The following is a 17,978-nucleotide window of genomic DNA, read 5'->3' as shown; positions in this document are numbered from 1 at the left end:
TGATCCCGCATCTCGACTTAGTCGGTCATCATCTCCGCGATCGCCCACCCCTCCAGCAGAAGAGCCCGCTGCGTTTCCGCCTCCGCCAGGAACTCCCGCTTGCACTCGATCGCGAGAGACTGGAAACTGAAGCCCGGGATGAACTCATGCAAGAGATCATGGAGATTTTGGAAGAACAGTTGTCACCGAAGTGCATGGCAAAAGTCCGCGATCTCTTGTCCGACTATCTCTAGATCTTGTGGCTATCGGGCACTTGCGCTGAGCTCGTATGTCGCGCCGCACGTTCAATGCGCGACGGAGCAACATCTCACGCTGGTTCACATGGCTTGAACCCTTGCACAACCTAAGATCTTGAGAGCCGATCAAGCATTCGATCAATGAGGCTCTTGGCAGCAACCTGGTTCACTGAACAGTCGTAGATCAGGTCGATGACTTCCTTGTAGGCGGCGCGTTTCTGTTTCGGCATTCCTTCGAGAATATCACCCACGGTCCTGGTGGCCTGCCTGTCTACCGCCTTCTCGATCTTGCGCAGCTGCTGTCGCAGGGCGCCTCTCTCCTGTTCCTCGAAGAGGTCGAATTCCGTTGCCTTGCGCATCTCGGAAAGCAGCGTGCCTGTTTCGGCCTTGATTGTCTTGGCATAGCGTTCGGAGACCGCGCCCTGCTTCAGAACATCGAGCCGTTCGTAGACCTTGTCCGCAGCCAGTTCGAAAAGCTTTATGCGATTTCGCTTCTGGGACGACACACGGCACTCGCGCGCTACCTCCGCGCCGATCGGCCGAAGGTGAGCCACGATATTGTCGAGATGGGCATTGCTTTCAAATTCGTCGCGACGGCCGTTTGGTAACACGCGCGGATCAAGAATATGCACCTCTCCAACCGACCATGAGCAGAAGCGGTCTTCAGGGAAGATCTCGGCAAAAAGCCGGTCATGGCCGATCTGAATATTGCCAACGCGGGCGCGAAGTCCCCGCACCCCTTGCGAGACCGGTATCGCGCCTTGGTAGTCATGATGGATCAGCCAACCTACGGCCGCCATCTCACCGTCAATGCCTTCAATGGAAAACGGCTTCAGGCTGTGAAACGCTGATTTCTTGAAATCCGAAAATGCGACCTCATCGCGGTGAGGTCGATAGACCGGTGTTTCAGACCCGTTGATGTGGATGTGGTAGGTTCGCCCGGCTCGCCCATGGCTTGCCAGAAGATCGGCTATCTCCTTCCGGTAAGAAAACTCCGGAGAAAACGGGCAAGGGCATACCTGGCCGATGAAGGTTTCGATCTCCACCTCGTTTAGCAGACGGTCGTTTGCAATCCGCCGCGGCTTGACGAGCTCGACCTCGAAGAAATGTGCCGGGTAGTCGTCCGGCTCAAGCTGCTTCAGAGATACGGCCTCCCTTACAATCGACTGCAAGTCGGTTTCGTCGTCCGTGGAGGCGAGGAGCTTCTTGACTATTCTCCCATCCCAGCGGGCCTCCAGTACCTTGGCATCCCCTTTGGAGCGCGTGCGGAAGATCAGCTGCTGGACATATCCCAGCGCCGAAAGCCGTCCGACCCCCCGAAACCCTCGAGCATCAGTTCCGCGCTTCCTGCTGGCACCGAACGACATCATTCGCAGCGCAAAGTCAGCGTTGGACAAGCCAACGCCATTGTCTCTGATGACGACCCGGCGGTCGATATGGTCCAGATTGACTTCGATGCGCCCGTCAGCAACCGAATGCAGAAGGCCTTGGGCAACCGCGTCGTCGATGGCGTCTGTCGCGTTCTGCACATACTCGCGATAGATCGCGAGTGGATTGACATACATGGAGCTGCTCAGCAGCTCGAGAACATCCTTGCCGACAAATACCTCCGGCTCGTCGAACTGCCGTTCTTCAACTTTTTCAGCTTGGTTCATCATCTGCCGCCCCCAATCACTCACGCAAATATTTGATTTATCTTCGAAATGCTCTTCTTTGAGCCGGCACTGGGCTGTACGTCCTCGTCTGTGAGCGCTGCATCTTCAACGCGCTCATCTTCAGGGACCAGATATGCGCTGATATCTTCAACGCGCCGCCGCTTCTGTGCTTCCCAGATTTTCGCCTCTTCGGCTTTGGACATGGGCACAAAGAAACGCGCGGCTTCTCGAAGCTTACCCGGTGCGAGGTCGTTGAGGTCGCGCTCGTAATCATTCTTATCCCGGCCGCAGAGATAGCCCGTCAGTTCTGCACGCTCGCCGCTCGAGAGAGAGGACATGACCGATTGGAACGAGTCGAATTCCGCGCGACCGTCAAACTGCTCATACCAGTAGCGATTGAAAATGAAGTGGTGCGGGCGAAGCAGGATGCTCTCGAACTCTTCATATGTGTCACCGAAGGCTTTCCGGAAGAAATCCGGAGCGCCGCTGACAATACCATGCGTGGCCTGAAGGATGACCTGCATGGAGCGCAGGTAATAGGGATTCCACTTATCGCCGACATGGCCACGGTCCGGCCGACTGACAGGCTGATAACGCATCGGGAAGGAGAAGATGCGGATATTCAGCTCTTCGTTCAGATCAACATTGAGCCGCATGCGCTCAAACAGATCCTGCGGGCTGTCCTTAAAATTATAGAGCATATAATTTGACAGCTCCGTCAGCCCCGCCTCCGCGGAATACCGGATGGCCTGTGAATATGGCTTCTTCACCCCGAGATGGTCAAAAGCGATGCGCAGCGGCTTGAGCGCAATACGGGAGAGTTGCTGCAGATACATCGGGTCTTTGCACAGGATGCGTGCATCAACGCCCTGGTTGAAATCCACGCGGCGCTGCAGCTCGTATCGCCCTCGCTTTAGTTTTGCGCCGCGTTCGAAACCCAGATCGATGATCTCAGCAATAATCTCCTTGAAGTTGGCCGAGGCAACGACATTGTTGTCCATGAGGATCAAGTCGCGCTTCTCACCATAGAGCTGGCTGACGCCTTCAACGACCTCCGTCAGTGAGTTGGTGTCGCGCTGCATGCCTTCGAGCGCCGGCACACCGCAGAACGCACATTTGCGGACGCAGCCCCGTGAGGCATAGGTAAAGTACGCATCTGAAACAGGATACTCGTATTCGATCTGGTCCAGAATACTGTAGTCAGGGACGAGGTCCTCAATCGGCTTGCCGTTCGTGTCTTCGGCGTAGAGCTCTTCATCGAACGGGTCGAGCTGAAGCGAGGTTGCCGGCGCCTCGCCGAGAAGCCCTTTGATGAACCGGACACCGCGCCACTTCGGCTCCGAGATGTACTTGTCATGCATGAGCGAGGCCGCGATGCCCCCGACAAACACGCGATGAGCCTGCCCGCCCACCAGGTCGAGCGCGTAGTCGATGCTGCGCGCGGTCCGGTCCCATTCGAAGGAAAACAGGGTTGTGATGTAGACCCGATCCCAGGCAGTTTCGTAGGCTGAAGGGTCTTCGCCCTTCACAAACCGAACGTGATCCTTCTTACCGGCAGGCCCGTGATACTGCGCGATTTTCATCAGCCCGAGAGGTGGATACTTGTTGCGGTACCCCGGTTCGACCAGAAGGATGTTCTTGTTCGCCATTCACTGTCTCGATTCAGTTCTTGCGCCACACCATAGACCAGGTCGACCCGCCGATCTACAGCAAACTCGCGCTGACGCCCCTGCCACCGTGGCCGGCTCGGGCCCACTTTTCTGAGCCATTTTCTCGGTCGCTCCGAGCCGGAAGCGACGCCGTCAATGCGACTTCGACTTCCCGAGCTGCTCGCGTATTGTCGATATCCTGGCTTCAATCTTCTTGAGCTCGAAATCGATTTTCTGTCTCACGCCGGGATTGTGGTCCGCCATTTCATCCAGAACGTCAGGCTCGGAAATCCATGATCTGAAGCGCTTCACCTTGCTCAGCTCAACACTGTCCCCGCCGGCGTGCTTCGCGTCCGTGAAGGCCTCGTCAATATCCACGTCTCCTTTGGCGAATTTCTTCACGATCTTCGGCGCCTGACAGATCGTCGGTAACTGATCTCGAATGTCGACGGCCCGTACCGCCCCCGACTTGATCAGCCCAACCACCTTGCCCTCGAAGTCAGCTATCTCCTCCCGCGCTTTCTTGATCTTCCGGGATTTCAGGAACTCGTCGTAGTGACTCCATCGCTCACGATTGTCGTCGCCGTTGTCCTTCATGAACTGAAAAACATCGACCAGGTGCCGTATCTGCTGAGGGCTTACACCCAACTCGCGAGCTAAGTCGGGGATATCGACTTTTTGGTCGGTGTGGCGTCGATAGACGAATCCGGCTTTCTCGTATGGTGCCCAGTCCTTCTTACCCTTGACGTGGTACTGGCCGAGCATGGCGTACACGTCCGCGTCCCGGATGTCGGCCGGCAAGACGCGGCAGCGAACCGTGTTCCACTTCGCCGGATCGTCTGAAGCCAGTGACCGGTAGGCCGCGAGCCGGCTGTTGCCCTCGATAACAACGAAATCGCCATCGCGAACAATGATCGGGTCGATCAGTCCCCCGTTGTCCAGGATATCGTGCCGGAGTGCGCGGACGTGCTCTAGCTTCAACATCGAACGGAATATCGCGTCCTGATCAGGCTCTGCGGTACTCCGGTCCAGCAGCGAGTAGACGCGCGGGTTGTCTGGCCAGAACTTCAGTTCCTCGTTAGGGATATCGCGCGAGACCGCAGGAATCTTTTTCTGACGGATCAGTATGTAGTCTTCGTCCTGGCTCATTTTTCTGCCGCCGCTGGATTCAGGATTTCGGTTACCACGCGGCCAAAATCATAGCTTGCGGTGCTTTCATACTCTTCCTGCGTTACATCTGACTGCATCAGCTGAGCCGCGAGCCGCTTTGCCCGCAAAAGGCTGTCGACCCAGGAATCGATTGTGTCTTCGCAGATGAGGTTCCAGATGTAGCAGTCTTTTTTCTGGGAGATCCGGTGTATCCTATCCTGCGATTGAAGGTAATCGTCCAAGCTGAATGTCCTGTCATAGTATATCGCGTGATTGGCCACCGTTAGCGTCAACCCTTCTTTGGCGGCGCCGGGCGTCGCAACCAGAACCGAAACACTGTCCTGGTTCTTGAAGTCGTCGATGGCCCGGTTTCTCGTCTCGATGGGCAACTCACCATGGACTCTGACCGCTCCAAACTCGCGCAGCCGCAGGCAGAGCCATTCTGCATTCTGAACAAACGAGGTCCAGACGATGACTTTGCTCCCATCCTCGGTCGCGTCACGCACCAATCGATACAACTCCGAGAATTTTCCAGGCTCCTCCTTGTAACTGTCATCCACCAGCGCGGGGTTCGATGTCACCTGCACCAGGCGAAGAAGCCGCTTCAGGACCGCCTCGGCATCATCCTCGGTCAGAATATCGTCCTGCGTGACTTCTGCACGCGCTTCTTCACGATAGGTGTCGTAAAGCTTTGCCTGAAGGGGGGACATGTAGGTCGAGACCGTGCGGACGATCTTGTCCGGAAGTTCGATGCCGGTCGAACTTTTGGTTTCGCGAATTGAGAATGCTCTCAGCTTGGCGAAGACTGACCCCAGAGCTTCGGCGAGGTCATTCTGCCGCTCAACATCCAGATGCAGTTCATTGTCGAGAGACAGGTCCGATCTGAAGGCCTCGAAGTCTTCGCCAAGTGCCTGACCTCCATCGAGAAAATAGATTTGCGACCAGATGTCTTCGGGACGATTGGCAACAGGCGTTCCGGTCATGATGACCCGGCGCTGAAATCCTTCCCTGAGGTCATGGAAGGCGCGGGTAAGTGCCGCAGAGGGGTTCTTGATCTTTTGCGCCTCATCGAGGATCACACCAACTCGCCGCGTCTTCAGGAACATCTCGAGCCTTTTTTGCTCGGACCTGACCACCTCAAAGTGACCGAGAATCACGCGGGCCGGAGAATTCAGAACGAAGAAATTGTGCTTCCGATCCTGGTTCAGAACGCTTGGCTTAAGATGCGTGTGTGCAACGAATTCCTGTCTCCAGTTCTCGACCAGAGCACGCTTTGTTATGATCATCACCGTGTCGAGGGACTGCTCGGTCAACCAGTGCAACAGCAGGTCAACCGCGATCTTAGTTTTGCCAAGGCCCTGCTCGTGAAACAGCGCGGCGTATTCCAGGTCTTTCACTGCCTCGACAGCATCCAACTGGTAGGGGAAGGCATCAAATCTAGCCGAGAGGTTAAGGCGTGGGTCGGGGCGAAGCATCTCAGTATTCGATATCTGTTGTCAGAATTTGGACCTTAACGCCTTCGTGCCGGCATCCCAGCTCCCGCACCAGTGTCGTCGCGGCAGGCTTTGCCAGGGTCGGAACCGCGAGATAGAAAAACGCGGCGTCATAGAGCGCGAGATAGCGCAAGAAGGTTCCCAGCTGGCGGCGGGACCTGGTCGATATCAGATCAAGGTGCGTCTTGGCTTCCCCAATGACCACGAAGGTGCGCGGTACGTCCTCAGCATAAAGGTCCGGTAGATAGCTGCCGATCCTCTGAGGGCGTTCCCGGCCATACATCTGGTCATCAAAATAGAGCGCAAGATTCCCGCCGCACCCATGCCGCTTTGTTACAAAGTCAGTCAGATGAGAGACCAGGAATGCATGTTCGTTGGATTCGCCCGACATCAGACATCGCCGGTAATCTGAGTCTGAAGGAAACGAAGCGCATCCATGGCAGCTTCGATATGGCGTAACGTCGCCCCATCATCTTCTTTGAACGCTCTCAGCTCGGCCATGGACGTCTGGTTCGCCTTGCTTTCGAGCGCGGCCGCCAGCTGACCGAGCGTTGCTTTCTGCAATTCAACATTCTCGGTTTCACGATCGAGCGCTTTGACGGCCATCTTCATGCCGTCTTTCAGAAAAATCGCCTTCGCGTTCTTATCTTTTAGCACGGCGGGAAGTTGTCTGACCTCCTGCAGTGTGTTTATGCGTCTGTCCTTTATCCATTCGGCGAAGTCGACCCCTGAGAAGCCATTTGTCAAAATGGCTTCCTGCACACGCGGGCTCTGGTACTCCACGAAACCTGAAAACCGCTCGGCATCAAATTCACCGGGCTCGCAAAGCGGCCGATAGAGCTCCTCCATATCCGCATAGGCCTGGATTGAGCGGGTAACGTCGCGCTGGTTCCCGCCACAAAGGGCAACGATCCTGTCAAGCGGCATGAGTTCTTTGTTTTGAAGCTCATGGAGGTAGCGTGCCTTCGAGTAAGCGTCCCAGGGTCTCGGGCCAACCAGATGAGCCTGCAACCTGATGGCATCGATGCTCTCATTCTCCAAGCCTGTGTGTACGAGCGCAGGAATTTTCGACCAGTCTCCCGTGGCTCCCTTCTTGTGAAGATCTCGATAGATCCAAAGGCGTGTATTGCCCTCGATGCAAACCAACGAACCATCGGCCCGCTTGTCCACGATGATGGGCTGCCTGATGCCTCTATTTGCGATAATGGACTCACGCAGGCGCGATGGCGTGGTTGTGTCGGCCAGCGCAGACGGCGAATCGCTCGAAGGCGCGTTCAAGGCCAACCCAATGTGATGATCCCCAATTTCGGTTTGATCGTAGATCTCCAGAAATCGGCGGATCCTCGGGTTGCTTGTATCAAGCTGAATGGCGTCAATTGATACGTTCTGAAATTCACCTGAAATCATCGTCTTCTCGCCCCAAAATCACTGCCCCCTGAAGCATCGCTACTTGCTGAATACCCTGCGGGTCCAGTCTGTGTTGTCTGTTCTCGGTGTCAACGAGACAACGGGTTGCTTCGCCCGCGTTGTATACGTTCATCTCCCCAGCCGCGTAGCTCCGATTGTACCCATTTGTTCTTGTGATGAACATCCGGGAGGGGAAAGCCTTCCCCTGCGGCCGAGTCTTCGGTCTCGGCCGACCCCTTCGAGCGGGGGATTCCCCCGCAACGCCCCCTTGAGAGTGAGAGTGCGGACGGGTTTGCCGTGACGGGATGAGGACCGGAGGAGAGGCCTCCGGCGCCCGTCGCGGAGACCCGCGATGTCCAGACAGAACCGCAAATCCGGCGCCCGGCGCGACCGAACCAATCTCTATTCCGAAATCACCGACAAGATCATCGCCGAGCTGGAGGCCGGCCGTGTGCCCTGGGTTCAGCCCTGGGGGACAGCGGCGGCGAAGGCGCCCCTTGGCCTTCCGAAGAACGCCTCCACCGATCGACAGTATTCGGGGATAAACGTCCTGCTCCTCTGGGGTGCCGTGATCGAGCGCGGCTTCTCCGGCCAGAGCTGGCTGACCTTCCGCCAGGCGCTGTCGCTCGGCGGCAATGTCCGCAAGGGCGAGCGCGGCACTACTGTCGTTTATGCCGACCGCTTCGTGCCGGAGGACGAGGAACGCCGTGCGCGGGAAACGGGCGAGGACGCCCAAGCGATCCCGTTCCTGAAGCGCTTTACTGTTTTCAACACCGACCAGTGCGAGAACCTGCCGGAGGATGTGGCGACCGCCGCGCCGCCCGTGCCGACGGGTTTGATCGAACCGCGCGTCGAAGCGCTGATCGCAGCGACCGGCATCGACTTCCGCATCGGCGGCAACCGGGCCTTCTACGTGCCCGCGCATGACTATGTGCAGGTGCCACCGCCGCAGGCCTATTTCGAGCCCATCAATTGGCACCGTACCGCGCTCCACGAGATGGGCCACGCGACAGGCCATGCTTCGCGTCTGGGGCGGGATTTCTCGGGTTCGTTTGGCACAAAGAAATACGCCTTCGAGGAGCTCATCGCCGAGATCAACGCGGCCTTCTGCTGCGCCTCGCTCGGCATCGCCCCGACCGTCCGGCACGCCGATTACATCGCCTCTTGGCTCGTAGTGTTGCGCGAGGACAATCGCGCCATTGTCCGCGCCGCCAGCCAGGCAAGCAAGGCCGCCGACTGGCTTCTGGCCTTCGCGCCGGACGGCGTGGAGACCAGCGTTTCGGAGACCTCTCGCGACAGGAGGGTGGCATGATCCTGTTGACCGACGACATTCGCGACCGGTTACTCGCCAACGGGCGGCAGGGCGATATCGATCATGTGCCCGTGCTGAAATTCTTCAATCCGGTCGGCGCGGCCACCTGGCTCATCACCGAGATGGAGGCCGACGGCGACACGCTGTTCGGGCTTGCCGATCTCGGTTTCGGATGTCCGGAGCTGGGCTCCTGCAGCCTTGCCGAACTCACCTCGGTGCGCCTGCCTTTCGGCCTCGGGATCGAACGCGACATCCTGTTTCAGGCGACAGTCCCGATATCGATCTATGCCGAGGCAGCGCGCCGGGCCGGCCACATCGTGGAACGCGGGGATCTGCTGGAGCAAGCTGCGGCCGCAAGTCAGTCGCGGCGGTGAGGTGGCGCTCAGGCTGTCACTTTCGTGTGTGGCTCTGGTCAGGCAAAGGAGAGTGAGAGGGCTGCGCCCTGTTTCCGTGACGGGTTTCAAGCCGAGAGAGAGGCTCTCGGCGCCCGTCGCGGAGTAACTCACCATGGCGACAGCAGCCAGGAAGATCATCCTCAGCGCCTCGCGCGACATCCCCTTCAACAACCTCGTCCTCTCCCAGTCGAATGTCCGGCGCATCAAGGCCGGCGTCTCGATCGAGGACCTGGCCGAGGACATTGCCCGCCGCGGCCTCCTGCAGAATCTCAACGTCCGTCCTGTCCTTGATGGCGACGGCAAGGAGACCGGTATTTTCGAGGTCCCGGCCGGCGGCCGGCGCTTCCGGGCGCTCGAATTTCTCGCCAAGAAGAAGCGGTTGGCCCGGGCGACTCCAGTCCCGTGCAACGTGCGCGAGGCGGACAGCGACATATCGGCCGAGGAAGATTCCCTCGCCGAAAACGTCCAGCGCGCAGCGCTGCATCCCCTCGACCAGTTCCGTGCTTTCCAGACGTTCCGAGACCAAGGCATGAGCGAGGAAGACATCGCCGCGCGCTTCTTCGTTTCGGTCAACACCGTCAAGCAGCGCCTCAAGCTCGTTTCGGTGTCGGAAAAGCTCCTCGACCTCTATGCCGAGGACGCCATGACGCTCGATCAGCTCATGGCCTTCACGGTTTCCACTGACCATGCCCGCCAGGAGCAGGTCTGGGAGGCCATCGAGCATAGCTGGTCGAAGGAGCCCTATCAGATCCGTCGCATGCTGACCGAGAATACCGTTCGAGCCTCGGACCGGCGCGTGCGCTTTGTCACCGTCGAAGCCTATGAAGGGGCCGGCGGCACTGTCCTGCGCGACCTCTTCCAGGACGATGACGGGGGCTGGATCGAGGACGTGGCCCTGCTCGAACGGCTGGCCGGCGAGAAGCTCACCGCCGAGGCGGAGACCATCGCCGAGGAGGGCTGGAAATGGATCGCGGTCGCAGCCGATTTCCCCTATGGCCACACAAACGGTTTGCGGGCGCTTACCGGCACACCGGTTGATCTCACCGACGAGGAACGGGCGGCGCGCGAAGCGCTACGCGAGGAGTTCGACCGACTCGAAGCCGAATACGCCGAGGCCGATGAGTTGCCCGACGAGGTGGATGAACGGCTCGGCGAGATCGAGGTGGCGCTCGACGCATTCGAGGATCGCCCGAAGCAATACGATCCTGCCGAGATCGGCCGCGCCGGTTCGTTCGTCAGCATCCGCCACGATGGCCAGCTTTCCGTCGAGCGTGGCTATGTCCGCCCAGAGGACGAAGTGCCCGAGGGCGACGATGACGCGGGAAGCGATGGCAATGCGACGACCGATTCCGGCGCCGTGCAGCGGACCGTCATCTCCGTGGGTGGTGAACCCGAGCAGCAGGACGAGGAGGATGACGCGATCAAGCCGCTGCCCGAGCGGCTGGTGATCGAACTGACGGCGCATCGGTCCTTGGCGCTGCGTGATGCGCTGGCCGATAACCCCTCCGTCGCCATGACCGCGCTGATCCACAAGCTGGTACGTGACGCCTTCCAGCGTGTCTCGTCACCGGGGTGCCTGGAGGCATCGGTTCGGCAGGTCTATTTCCCGGTGCAGGGCGAAGACCTGAAAGACAGCACGGCCGCCAAGACGATCGACGACCGGCACGAGGCCTGGAGGGCCGACCTGCCCCTCGATGATGACGATGCGCTCTGGGCGAAGATTGACGGTCTCGACGATGCGAGCCGCATGGCGCTTCTCGCCCATTGCGTCTCCTTCGGCGTCAACGCGCTCTACGAGAAGGCCAATCCCTATGGCGCAGGGCCGTCAGCGCGCGGCGTTCAGCAGCGTATCCACGAGGCGAACCGGCTCGCCCGCGCCGTCGGGCTCGACATTGTGGAAACCGGATGGCGGCCGACGGTCGACAACTATTTCGGCCGGGTGACCAAACCCCGCATCCTCGAAGCGGTGCGCGAAGCCAAGGGCGAGGAAACCGCGCAACTCATCGACCACCTGAAGAAGCCGGACATGGCCAAGGAGGCCGAACGGCTGCTCGCCGACAGCGGCTGGTTGCCCGAACCACTGCGTCTACCCGTCATCGACGATGACGCCCGCTCGGACGTCGAGGGGGACGACGCCGAAGCCCTCCCGGCCTTCCTCTCCGACGAAGACGAAGGTGACGAAGAGCCCGCGGACGAGCCGCGCACCGTGGCTGCCGAATAGGCCCTCAGGCGGGGTGGCCCCGGGCCGCCCCGCATCTCCCGCCATCAGTCTCATCTCCGCCCGGCCATCGCGCCGGGCTTTCTCGTTTCAGGAGCCCGATATGGCTGACTACTTCACCCACTTCTCCTGCGTCCTCGACGTCAGAACACCCGAGAACGCGGCGCGCGCGCTCGATCTTTACAACCGCCTGTCCGATGAAAACGCCTCGGAAGACCCGCCATCGGAAGGCTTCGATCTCTCAATCGTGCCCGAACATGGCGGCACCTGCCTCTGGATGCGCGACGATGTTACCGGGGATCCGGAACACGTTATCCAGTTCGTCAAACGCTGCGCCGTCGCGTTCGCACTGACCGGGCGATGGGGCTTCCAATACGCCAACACCTGTTCACGGCCACGCATCGATGCGTTCGGTGGCGGCGCCCATGTCCTCGACCTTACCACCGGCGAGACCGTGGCGTGGACCTATACCGGCGAATGGCTCGCCGACACGCTGGCGGGAGGCCAGTCATGAGTATTCCCGACCATGCCCGCGCCAATTTCCAGACACTGTTGCGCGCCGCCGCCGACGGCAATCTCGCCTTGCTCGAATGCGCCGACGCCGAGACCGGGGCGGTGCGCTATGTGATCTGCGCGGTCGGCCGGGATGGCGGCGAGTTCCTCTTCACGCCCTTCGGCCATCTCGCCGACGGTAATCCCTACCAGGCCTATCGGCCGCCCGAGCCTTGAGAGGGAGAGGGTTGCCGGGACGGGTTTGAGCCGGTGCGGTCCAGAGAGAGCGCTGCCCGGCTTGCCCCGTTCCCGCTCTCCCGAGGTTCTCCTCATGACAGAGATCGTTCCCGCGGCGGCGCTTACCCGCGCCGCCCGTCAGCTCCTTCCGCTTCTCGAACAAGGTCAGCGCATCGACGCGCCCGCACTCCGCATCGCGATGAGCGCCGCCTTCGGCGGCTCCGATACCGATGGCGCCTGGGACTGGAAGACTGCCTATGATGTCTGCGAGGGCGCCGCTGTCTTCTTTCTGCGCAAATACGGAAAGGCGCTTCTGCGCAAAGGCGGGTCTCCGGCAGGCGCATTGCCGTTGCTCACCAGGATCGCCGCGCTTCAACCGTCTCACACCCGCCGTTCCGAAGAGAGCGAAGCCTTCCAGCAATTCTCGACGCCGATTCCCCTGGGCTTTGCCGCGGCGACAGCCGCCGCAATCTCCGCCGACGATATCGTGCTGGAACCGTCCGCCGGCACCGGCCTGCTCGCCATTCTCGCCGAAATCGCCGGGGGCCGCCTCCATCTCAACGAACTGGCCGAGACGCGCAGCGGCTTTCTCTCATCCCTCTTTCCGGCTTTGTCGATCACACGCTTCGATGCAGCCCAGATCGACGACTATCTGGACGAGTGTGCCGTTCCCAGCGTCGTGCTGATGAACCCGCCATTCTCGGTGATGGCCAACGTCTCCGGGCGCATGGCCGACGCCGCCTATCGTCATGTCGCCTCGGCGCTGGCCCGTCTCGCACCCGGTGGACGCCTCGTCACCATCACCGGCGCCAGCTTCGCACCCGAGACCCCGAGATGGCGGGACGCCTTCACGCGCCTGCAGGAGCATGGGCGCGTCGTCTTCACGGCTGCGATCGACGGCATGGTCTATGCGCGCCATGGCACCACCATCGACACCCGGCTGACGGTGATCGACAAGATCGCCGCGGACGATCCCACCGCCTTTCCGGTATCGCGGGGTATCGCCCCCGATGTCTCGACGCTGCTTGGCTGGATCGAGGCGGACATGCCGCCCCGCACACCGGTCTCATTGCCCGGAATCTCCGGACAGCGGGTCACCCCGCCGCGCTCGACCTCGGCCGCGCCCCGCAACCACAGTGGTATCAGCACAGCATCGTCCATTTCCGACCCGACCGGCGAAGAGCTCTCCTATGAGACGGTCGACTGGACCCCGCCGCAGGGCGGGCATCTCACCGATGCGATCTATGAGGAATACGCGCTTCAGTCGATCCGTATTCCCGGCTCTCAGGCGCATCCGACCAGGCTCGTCCAGTCCGCCGCCATGGCTTCCGTTGCGCCGCCGAAACCGGACTATCGCCCGCATCTGCCAGCGGGGCTCGTGGCCGACGGCACTCTCTCCGACGCCCAGCTCGAAAGCGTGATCTATGCCGGCGAAGCCCATGCCCAGCATCTCGCCGGCGCCTGGACCGTCGATGAGACCTGCGATGTGGTCACCGCCGCGGCGGAAGACGCCGCCGACGCTGTCCGTTTCCGGCGTGGCTGGTTTCTCGGCGATGGCACCGGCGCGGGCAAGGGCCGCCAGGTCGCCGGCATCCTGCTCGACAACTGGCTCAAGGGCCGTCGCCGCGCCGTCTGGGTGTCCAAATCCGACAAGCTGCTCGAGGACGCGCAGCGCGACTGGTCGGCCCTCGGTCAGGAACGGCTGCTGGTCTCACCGCTCTCGCGCTTTCGCCAGGGCACACCCATCCGTCTGCCGCAGGGCATCCTATTCACCACCTATGCCACGCTACGCTCCGACGAACGCGGATCGAAGGTTTCGCGCGTGCAGCAGATCGTCGATTGGTTGGGGGATGATTTCGATGGAGTGATCATTTTCGACGAGAGCCACGCCATGCAGAACGCCGCCGGATCGAAGGGCGAACGCGGCGACCAGGCCGCCTCGCAGCAGGGCCGCGCGGGACTGCGCCTGCAGCACGCGCTCCCCGATGCGCGCGTCGTCTATGTCTCGGCGACCGGCGCCACCACGGTCCACAATCTCGCCTATGCCCAGCGGCTCGGCCTCTGGGGCGGCGAGGATTTTCCCTTCGCCACCCGCGCCGAGTTCGTCGAGGCGATCGAGGATGGCGGTGTCGCCGCCATGGAGGTGCTGGCGCGCGACCTGAAGGCGCTCGGCCTCTACCAGGCCCGTTCGCTCTCCTATGAAGGGGTCGAATACGAGCTGGTCGAGCACCAGCTCACCGACGAGCAGCGGCGCATCTACGACGCCTATGCCGGTGCCTTCGCGATCATTCACAACAATCTCGATGCGGCCATGCAGGCGACCAACGTCACCGGCAGCGAAGGGACGCTGAACCGGCAGGCCAAGTCCGCAGCACGGTCCGCATTCGAAAGCGCCAAACAGCGTTTCTTCAACCACCTCATCACGGCGATGAAGACCCCCTCGCTGATCCGCGCCATCGATGCCGATCTCGAAGTTGGCCACGCCGCCGTCATTCAGATCATTTCGACCGGCGAGGCGCTGATGGAGCGGCGGCTCGCAGATATCCCGACCGAGGACTGGAACGACGTCCAGGTCGACATCACGCCGCGCGAATATGTGCTCGACTATCTGGCGCACTCCTTCCCGGTACAGCTCTACGAGCCCTTCACTGATAGCGAGGGCAACCTGTGCTCGCGCCCCGTGTTCCGCGACGGCCAGCCCGTCGAAAGCCGCGAGGCCGTCGCCCGGCGCGACCGCCTGATCGAAACGCTCGCCTCGCTGCCGCCGGTTCCCGGCGCCCTCGATCAGATCATTCAGCGCTTCGGCACCGATACGGTGGCCGAGGTCACGGGCCGCTCGCGCCGCATCGTCCGCAAGCCGGGTGCTGGCGCCACGGCGGATCGCCTCGCCGTCGAGGGCCGCGCGATTTCGGCAAACCTCGCCGAAACTCAGGCCTTCATGGATGACGTCAAGCGCATCCTGATCTTCTCGGACGCGGGTGGCACGGGACGCTCCTACCATGCCGACCTTGTGGCGAAGAACCAGCGGCTGCGCGTCCACTATCTCCTGGAGCCGGGCTGGAAGGCCGATGCGGCGATACAGGGCTTGGGGCGCACCAACCGCACCAACCAGGCACAGCCGCCGCTGTTCCGGCCGGTCGCCACCGACGTGAAAGCCGAGAAGCGCTTCCTTTCCACCATTGCCCGCCGGCTCGACACGCTCGGGGCGATCACGCGCGGCCAGCGCCAGACCGGCGGCCAGGGCCTGTTCCGCGCCGAGGACAATCTTGAAAGCGCCTATGCACGCGACGCGCTGCGCCGGCTCTATCTCATGATCGTTGGCGGCAAGGTCGAAGGCTGCCCGCTCCAGACCTTCGAGACCTCGACCGGTCTGAAGCTCATGGATGATACCGGCATCAAGGACGACCTGCCGCCGATCACAACCTTCCTCAACCGACTTCTGGCACTCACCATCGATCTACAGAACATCCTGTTCGCGCATTTCGAGCAGATCCTCACCGCCCGGATCGAGGGCGCCATTGCCAGCGGCACCTACGATGTCGGCCTGGAAACGCTGAGGGGCGAGCAGTTCACCGTCACCGACCGACAGGTGATCCACACCCATCCAGCGACCGGCGCGGAGACCACGCTGCTCACCATCGCGCAGCGAGAGCGCAACCACCCGGTCACGCTGGACCAAGCACTCGACCATCTCACCGATCCGCGTGCCGCCCTGCTGATCAACGAGCGGTCCGGCCGGGCCGCGGTGCGCATTCCGACCACCAGCGTGATCGACGACGACGGTGTCGTCGAACGCCGGGTGCGCCTGATCCGGCCGATGGAATCCACCAAGGTGCCCGTTGCCATGATGGGCGACACCCACTGGGTCGAAACCGACCGCGAGACCTTTGCGCGCATCTGGGACACCGAAGTTGCGGCGGTCCCGGAATTTACCGACAGCACCGTTCACATCGTTTCCGGACTGTTGCTGCCGATCTGGAAGCGCCTGCCCAATGAATCGACGCGGGTCTACCGGCTCCAGACTGACGACGGCGAGCGGATCATCGGCCGCAAGGTTTCACCGGCCTGGGCCGCGAAAGCCTCGGCGACGGGCGCAGCCAGCCTCACGGCGGACGACGCCTTTGCCGCGCTGACTGACGGCCGCACGGTCCTCGACCTCGCCGAGGGGCTCCAGCTCCGCCGTGCCCGCGTCATGGGCGCGAACCGCATCGAGCTCGCCGGCTTCACCGACACGATGCGCGACCGCCTCAAGGCCTATGGCCTTTTCGGCGAGATCATCTCGTGGAAGTTCCGGCTGTTCGTCCCGACCGACCCTTCCGGCGCAGCCGTCCTCAGCAAGCTGCTGGAGCGGTTTCCGGTCGAGCGCATCGCCGAGCGGGAGGCAGCATGATGACCCGCGACGCTTCAGACCTCGCACATCGTCTCGGCCGGCAGGCCGAGGCCGTGTGCCACGAATATCTCTCCAGCGGGCGGCGCGAGGGCCGCTACTGGATGGTGGGCGACGTGCGCAACACCAAGGGGCGCTCGATGTTCGTGCGTCTGACCGGCCCCGAATCCGGCAAGGGAGCCGCGGGCAAATGGACCGACGCCGCAACGGGTGAACATGGTGATCTCCTCGACGTCATCCGCGAAAGCCGCGGTTTGACCGAGTTCAGGGACGTGGCCGACGAGGCCCGGCGGTTCCTTAGCCTGCCGCACCCCGAACCGGAGCCGGCATCCTCGCCTGGACGCAAATCGCCCGCACCAACGGGCTCGCCGATCGCGGCCAAACGCCTGTTCTCGATGGCGCGGCCGATTATGGGGACACTCGCGGAATCGTATTGCCGTAAGCGCGGCATTACGGCTTTGCACGGAACCGGATCGCTGCGGTTTCATCCACGCTGCTACTACCGCCCCGACGAGCACAGCCCGACAGAGACCTGGCCCGCGCTGATCGCATCGGTCACCGATCTTGACGGTCACCAGACCGGCGCGCACCGGACTTGGCTCGATCCGAACGGATTCAGCGAGGCGACTCTCGGCAAGGCCCTGATCGAGACGCCGCGACGGGCAATGGGCGACCTGCTTGGCCATGCCGTGCGCTTTGGCCTGGCGGGCGAGGTCATGGCGGCCGGCGAAGGCATCGAGACCATGCTTTCGCTGCGATGCGTCTTGCCCGAGATGCCCATGGCAGCCGCGCTCTCCGCAACCCATCTTGCCGCCATCCTGTTCCCCGACACCCTGCGCCGGCTCTACATCGTCCGCGACGACGATCCGGCGGGCGACGGCGCAAGGGACACGCTCGTCGAACGGGCAGACGCGCTCGGCATAGAGGCGCTGCCACTCTCGCCGATGCTCGGCGATCTCAACGAGGATCTGCGCCTGCGTGGCATCGATGCCTTCCGGGCCTCGATCCGAGTCCAACTCGCACCACAGGATGTCGCCAGGTTCATGGAGCCCGTTCTGTCCGCCTGAACGGGGCAACGGTATGGGCTACGGCGCTGACGTCGCAGTCATCGTCAACGGCTCCCTATCGATATCGGAGAGGGCCGCGCCCCGGCCTTCTTCAGAGGGCGACCGGACAGCAGGCGTCCCGGTCCGGCAATGGCTGCGGCCAACGATTTTCCGGCGGCCCTTCGGGCCTTTCCATCGCGAAACAAAATCGCCGGCCTTCGCCATCCTCCGCACACGCTCCGGTCCTTCCGCTGCCGCTCCAGGATGCAGGCCCGGTCCGCCCGCTGTCTTTCGGCGCCATG

13 protein-coding genes are annotated in these 17,978 nt (G+C 61.8%); 7 read left to right on the top strand and 6 right to left on the bottom strand.

Annotation, left to right across the window (positions count from 1 at the left end; genetic code table 11):
• Positions 1–343: 343 nt before the first annotated feature.
• The 6 genes from NUU27_RS12725 to NUU27_RS12700 all read right to left on the bottom strand — a co-directional run bounded on the left by NUU27_RS12725 (position 344) and on the right by NUU27_RS12700 (position 7,589).
• On the bottom strand, positions 344–1,891 hold the full coding sequence (locus NUU27_RS12725) for an ATP-binding protein (RefSeq protein ID WP_257762486.1): 1,548 nt from the start codon (positions 1,889–1,891) through the stop codon (positions 344–346).
• A 20-nt stretch (positions 1,892–1,911) separates the two neighbouring features.
• Positions 1,912–3,540, bottom strand: a complete 1,629-nt coding sequence (locus tag NUU27_RS12720; protein ID WP_257762485.1) for a radical SAM protein — start codon at positions 3,538–3,540, stop codon at positions 1,912–1,914.
• Between the two features lie 153 nt (positions 3,541–3,693).
• On the bottom strand, positions 3,694–4,689 hold the full coding sequence (locus tag NUU27_RS12715; protein WP_257762484.1) for a ParB N-terminal domain-containing protein: 996 nt from the start codon (positions 4,687–4,689) through the stop codon (positions 3,694–3,696).
• Complete coding sequence (locus NUU27_RS12710) at positions 4,686–6,164, bottom strand: DEAD/DEAH box helicase (protein WP_257762483.1); 1,479 nt, start codon at positions 6,162–6,164, stop codon at positions 4,686–4,688. Before NUU27_RS12710 ends, NUU27_RS12715 begins: the two co-directional genes overlap by 4 nt.
• A 1-nt stretch (position 6,165) precedes the next feature.
• Entirely contained in the window at positions 6,166–6,573 is a 408-nt protein-coding gene (locus tag NUU27_RS12705) for a hypothetical protein (RefSeq protein WP_257762482.1), read from the bottom strand.
• The gene (locus NUU27_RS12700; protein ID WP_257762481.1) at positions 6,573–7,589 is read right to left on the bottom strand and encodes a ParB N-terminal domain-containing protein; all 1,017 of its coding nucleotides are present in this window, start codon (positions 7,587–7,589) and stop codon (positions 6,573–6,575) included. The genes NUU27_RS12705 and NUU27_RS12700 overlap by 1 nt, the downstream gene beginning before the upstream one ends.
• 352 nt (positions 7,590–7,941) lie before the next feature.
• Here NUU27_RS12700 and NUU27_RS12695 point away from each other — a divergent pair, with 352 nt between their 5' ends.
• From NUU27_RS12695 to NUU27_RS12665, 7 genes are all read left to right on the top strand, one after another.
• On the top strand, positions 7,942–8,901 hold the full coding sequence (locus NUU27_RS12695; protein ID WP_257762480.1) for an ArdC family protein: 960 nt from the start codon (positions 7,942–7,944) through the stop codon (positions 8,899–8,901).
• Positions 8,898–9,275, top strand: coding sequence for a DUF2958 domain-containing protein (locus NUU27_RS12690; RefSeq protein ID WP_257762479.1), 378 nt, complete (start codon positions 8,898–8,900; stop codon positions 9,273–9,275). The genes NUU27_RS12695 and NUU27_RS12690 overlap by 4 nt, the downstream gene beginning before the upstream one ends.
• Before the next feature lie 133 nt (positions 9,276–9,408).
• Positions 9,409–11,517, top strand: a complete 2,109-nt coding sequence (locus NUU27_RS12685; protein WP_257762478.1) for a ParB/RepB/Spo0J family partition protein — start codon at positions 9,409–9,411, stop codon at positions 11,515–11,517.
• Between the two features lie 100 nt (positions 11,518–11,617).
• Positions 11,618–12,028, top strand: a complete 411-nt coding sequence (locus NUU27_RS12680; RefSeq protein ID WP_257762477.1) for a hypothetical protein — start codon at positions 11,618–11,620, stop codon at positions 12,026–12,028.
• Positions 12,025–12,243 carry a DUF6117 family protein gene (locus NUU27_RS12675; protein WP_257762476.1) on the top strand — a complete coding sequence of 73 codons (219 nt, stop codon included), beginning with the start codon at positions 12,025–12,027 and terminating at the stop codon, positions 12,241–12,243. The genes NUU27_RS12680 and NUU27_RS12675 overlap by 4 nt, the downstream gene beginning before the upstream one ends.
• A 94-nt stretch (positions 12,244–12,337) precedes the next feature.
• Entirely contained in the window at positions 12,338–16,633 is a 4,296-nt protein-coding gene (locus NUU27_RS12670) for a strawberry notch family protein (protein WP_257762475.1), read from the top strand.
• A complete protein-coding gene (locus NUU27_RS12665; protein ID WP_257762474.1) occupies positions 16,633–17,697 on the top strand; it encodes a toprim domain-containing protein in 1,065 nt (354 codons plus the stop codon). The genes NUU27_RS12670 and NUU27_RS12665 overlap by 1 nt, the downstream gene beginning before the upstream one ends.
• The last annotated feature ends 281 nt before the right edge of the window (positions 17,698–17,978 follow it).

The sequence above is a fragment of the Nitratireductor sp. ZSWI3 genome, assembly GCF_024655565.1.
In the GTDB taxonomy this organism is placed as follows: domain Bacteria; phylum Pseudomonadota; class Alphaproteobacteria; order Rhizobiales; family Rhizobiaceae; genus Nitratireductor.
The sequence above is the reverse complement of the archived record's forward strand: the minus strand, read 5'-3'. Positions and strand labels throughout refer to the sequence as shown.

Bases quoted from the DNA above. Each gene is read 5' to 3' on its own strand.
- NUU27_RS12720 (WP_257762485.1), bottom strand. From the start codon at position 3,540: ATGGCGAACAAGAACATCCTTCTGGTCGAACCGGGGTACCGCAACAAG.
- NUU27_RS12695 (WP_257762480.1), top strand. From the start codon at position 7,942: ATGTCCAGACAGAACCGCAAATCCGGCGCCCGGCGCGACCGAACCAAT.
- NUU27_RS12715 (WP_257762484.1), bottom strand. From the start codon at position 4,689: ATGAGCCAGGACGAAGACTACATACTGATCCGTCAGAAAAAGATTCCT.
- NUU27_RS12710 (WP_257762483.1), bottom strand. From the start codon at position 6,164: ATGCTTCGCCCCGACCCACGCCTTAACCTCTCGGCTAGATTTGATGCC.
- NUU27_RS12670 (WP_257762475.1), top strand. From the start codon at position 12,338: ATGACAGAGATCGTTCCCGCGGCGGCGCTTACCCGCGCCGCCCGTCAG.
- NUU27_RS12685 (WP_257762478.1), top strand. From the start codon at position 9,409: ATGGCGACAGCAGCCAGGAAGATCATCCTCAGCGCCTCGCGCGACATC.
- NUU27_RS12725 (WP_257762486.1), bottom strand. From the start codon at position 1,891: ATGAACCAAGCTGAAAAAGTTGAAGAACGGCAGTTCGACGAGCCGGAG.
- NUU27_RS12680 (WP_257762477.1), top strand. From the start codon at position 11,618: ATGGCTGACTACTTCACCCACTTCTCCTGCGTCCTCGACGTCAGAACA.
- NUU27_RS12675 (WP_257762476.1), top strand. From the start codon at position 12,025: ATGAGTATTCCCGACCATGCCCGCGCCAATTTCCAGACACTGTTGCGC.
- NUU27_RS12700 (WP_257762481.1), bottom strand. From the start codon at position 7,589: ATGATTTCAGGTGAATTTCAGAACGTATCAATTGACGCCATTCAGCTT.
- NUU27_RS12665 (WP_257762474.1), top strand. From the start codon at position 16,633: ATGACCCGCGACGCTTCAGACCTCGCACATCGTCTCGGCCGGCAGGCC.
- NUU27_RS12705 (WP_257762482.1), bottom strand. From the start codon at position 6,573: ATGTCGGGCGAATCCAACGAACATGCATTCCTGGTCTCTCATCTGACT.
- NUU27_RS12690 (WP_257762479.1), top strand. From the start codon at position 8,898: ATGATCCTGTTGACCGACGACATTCGCGACCGGTTACTCGCCAACGGG.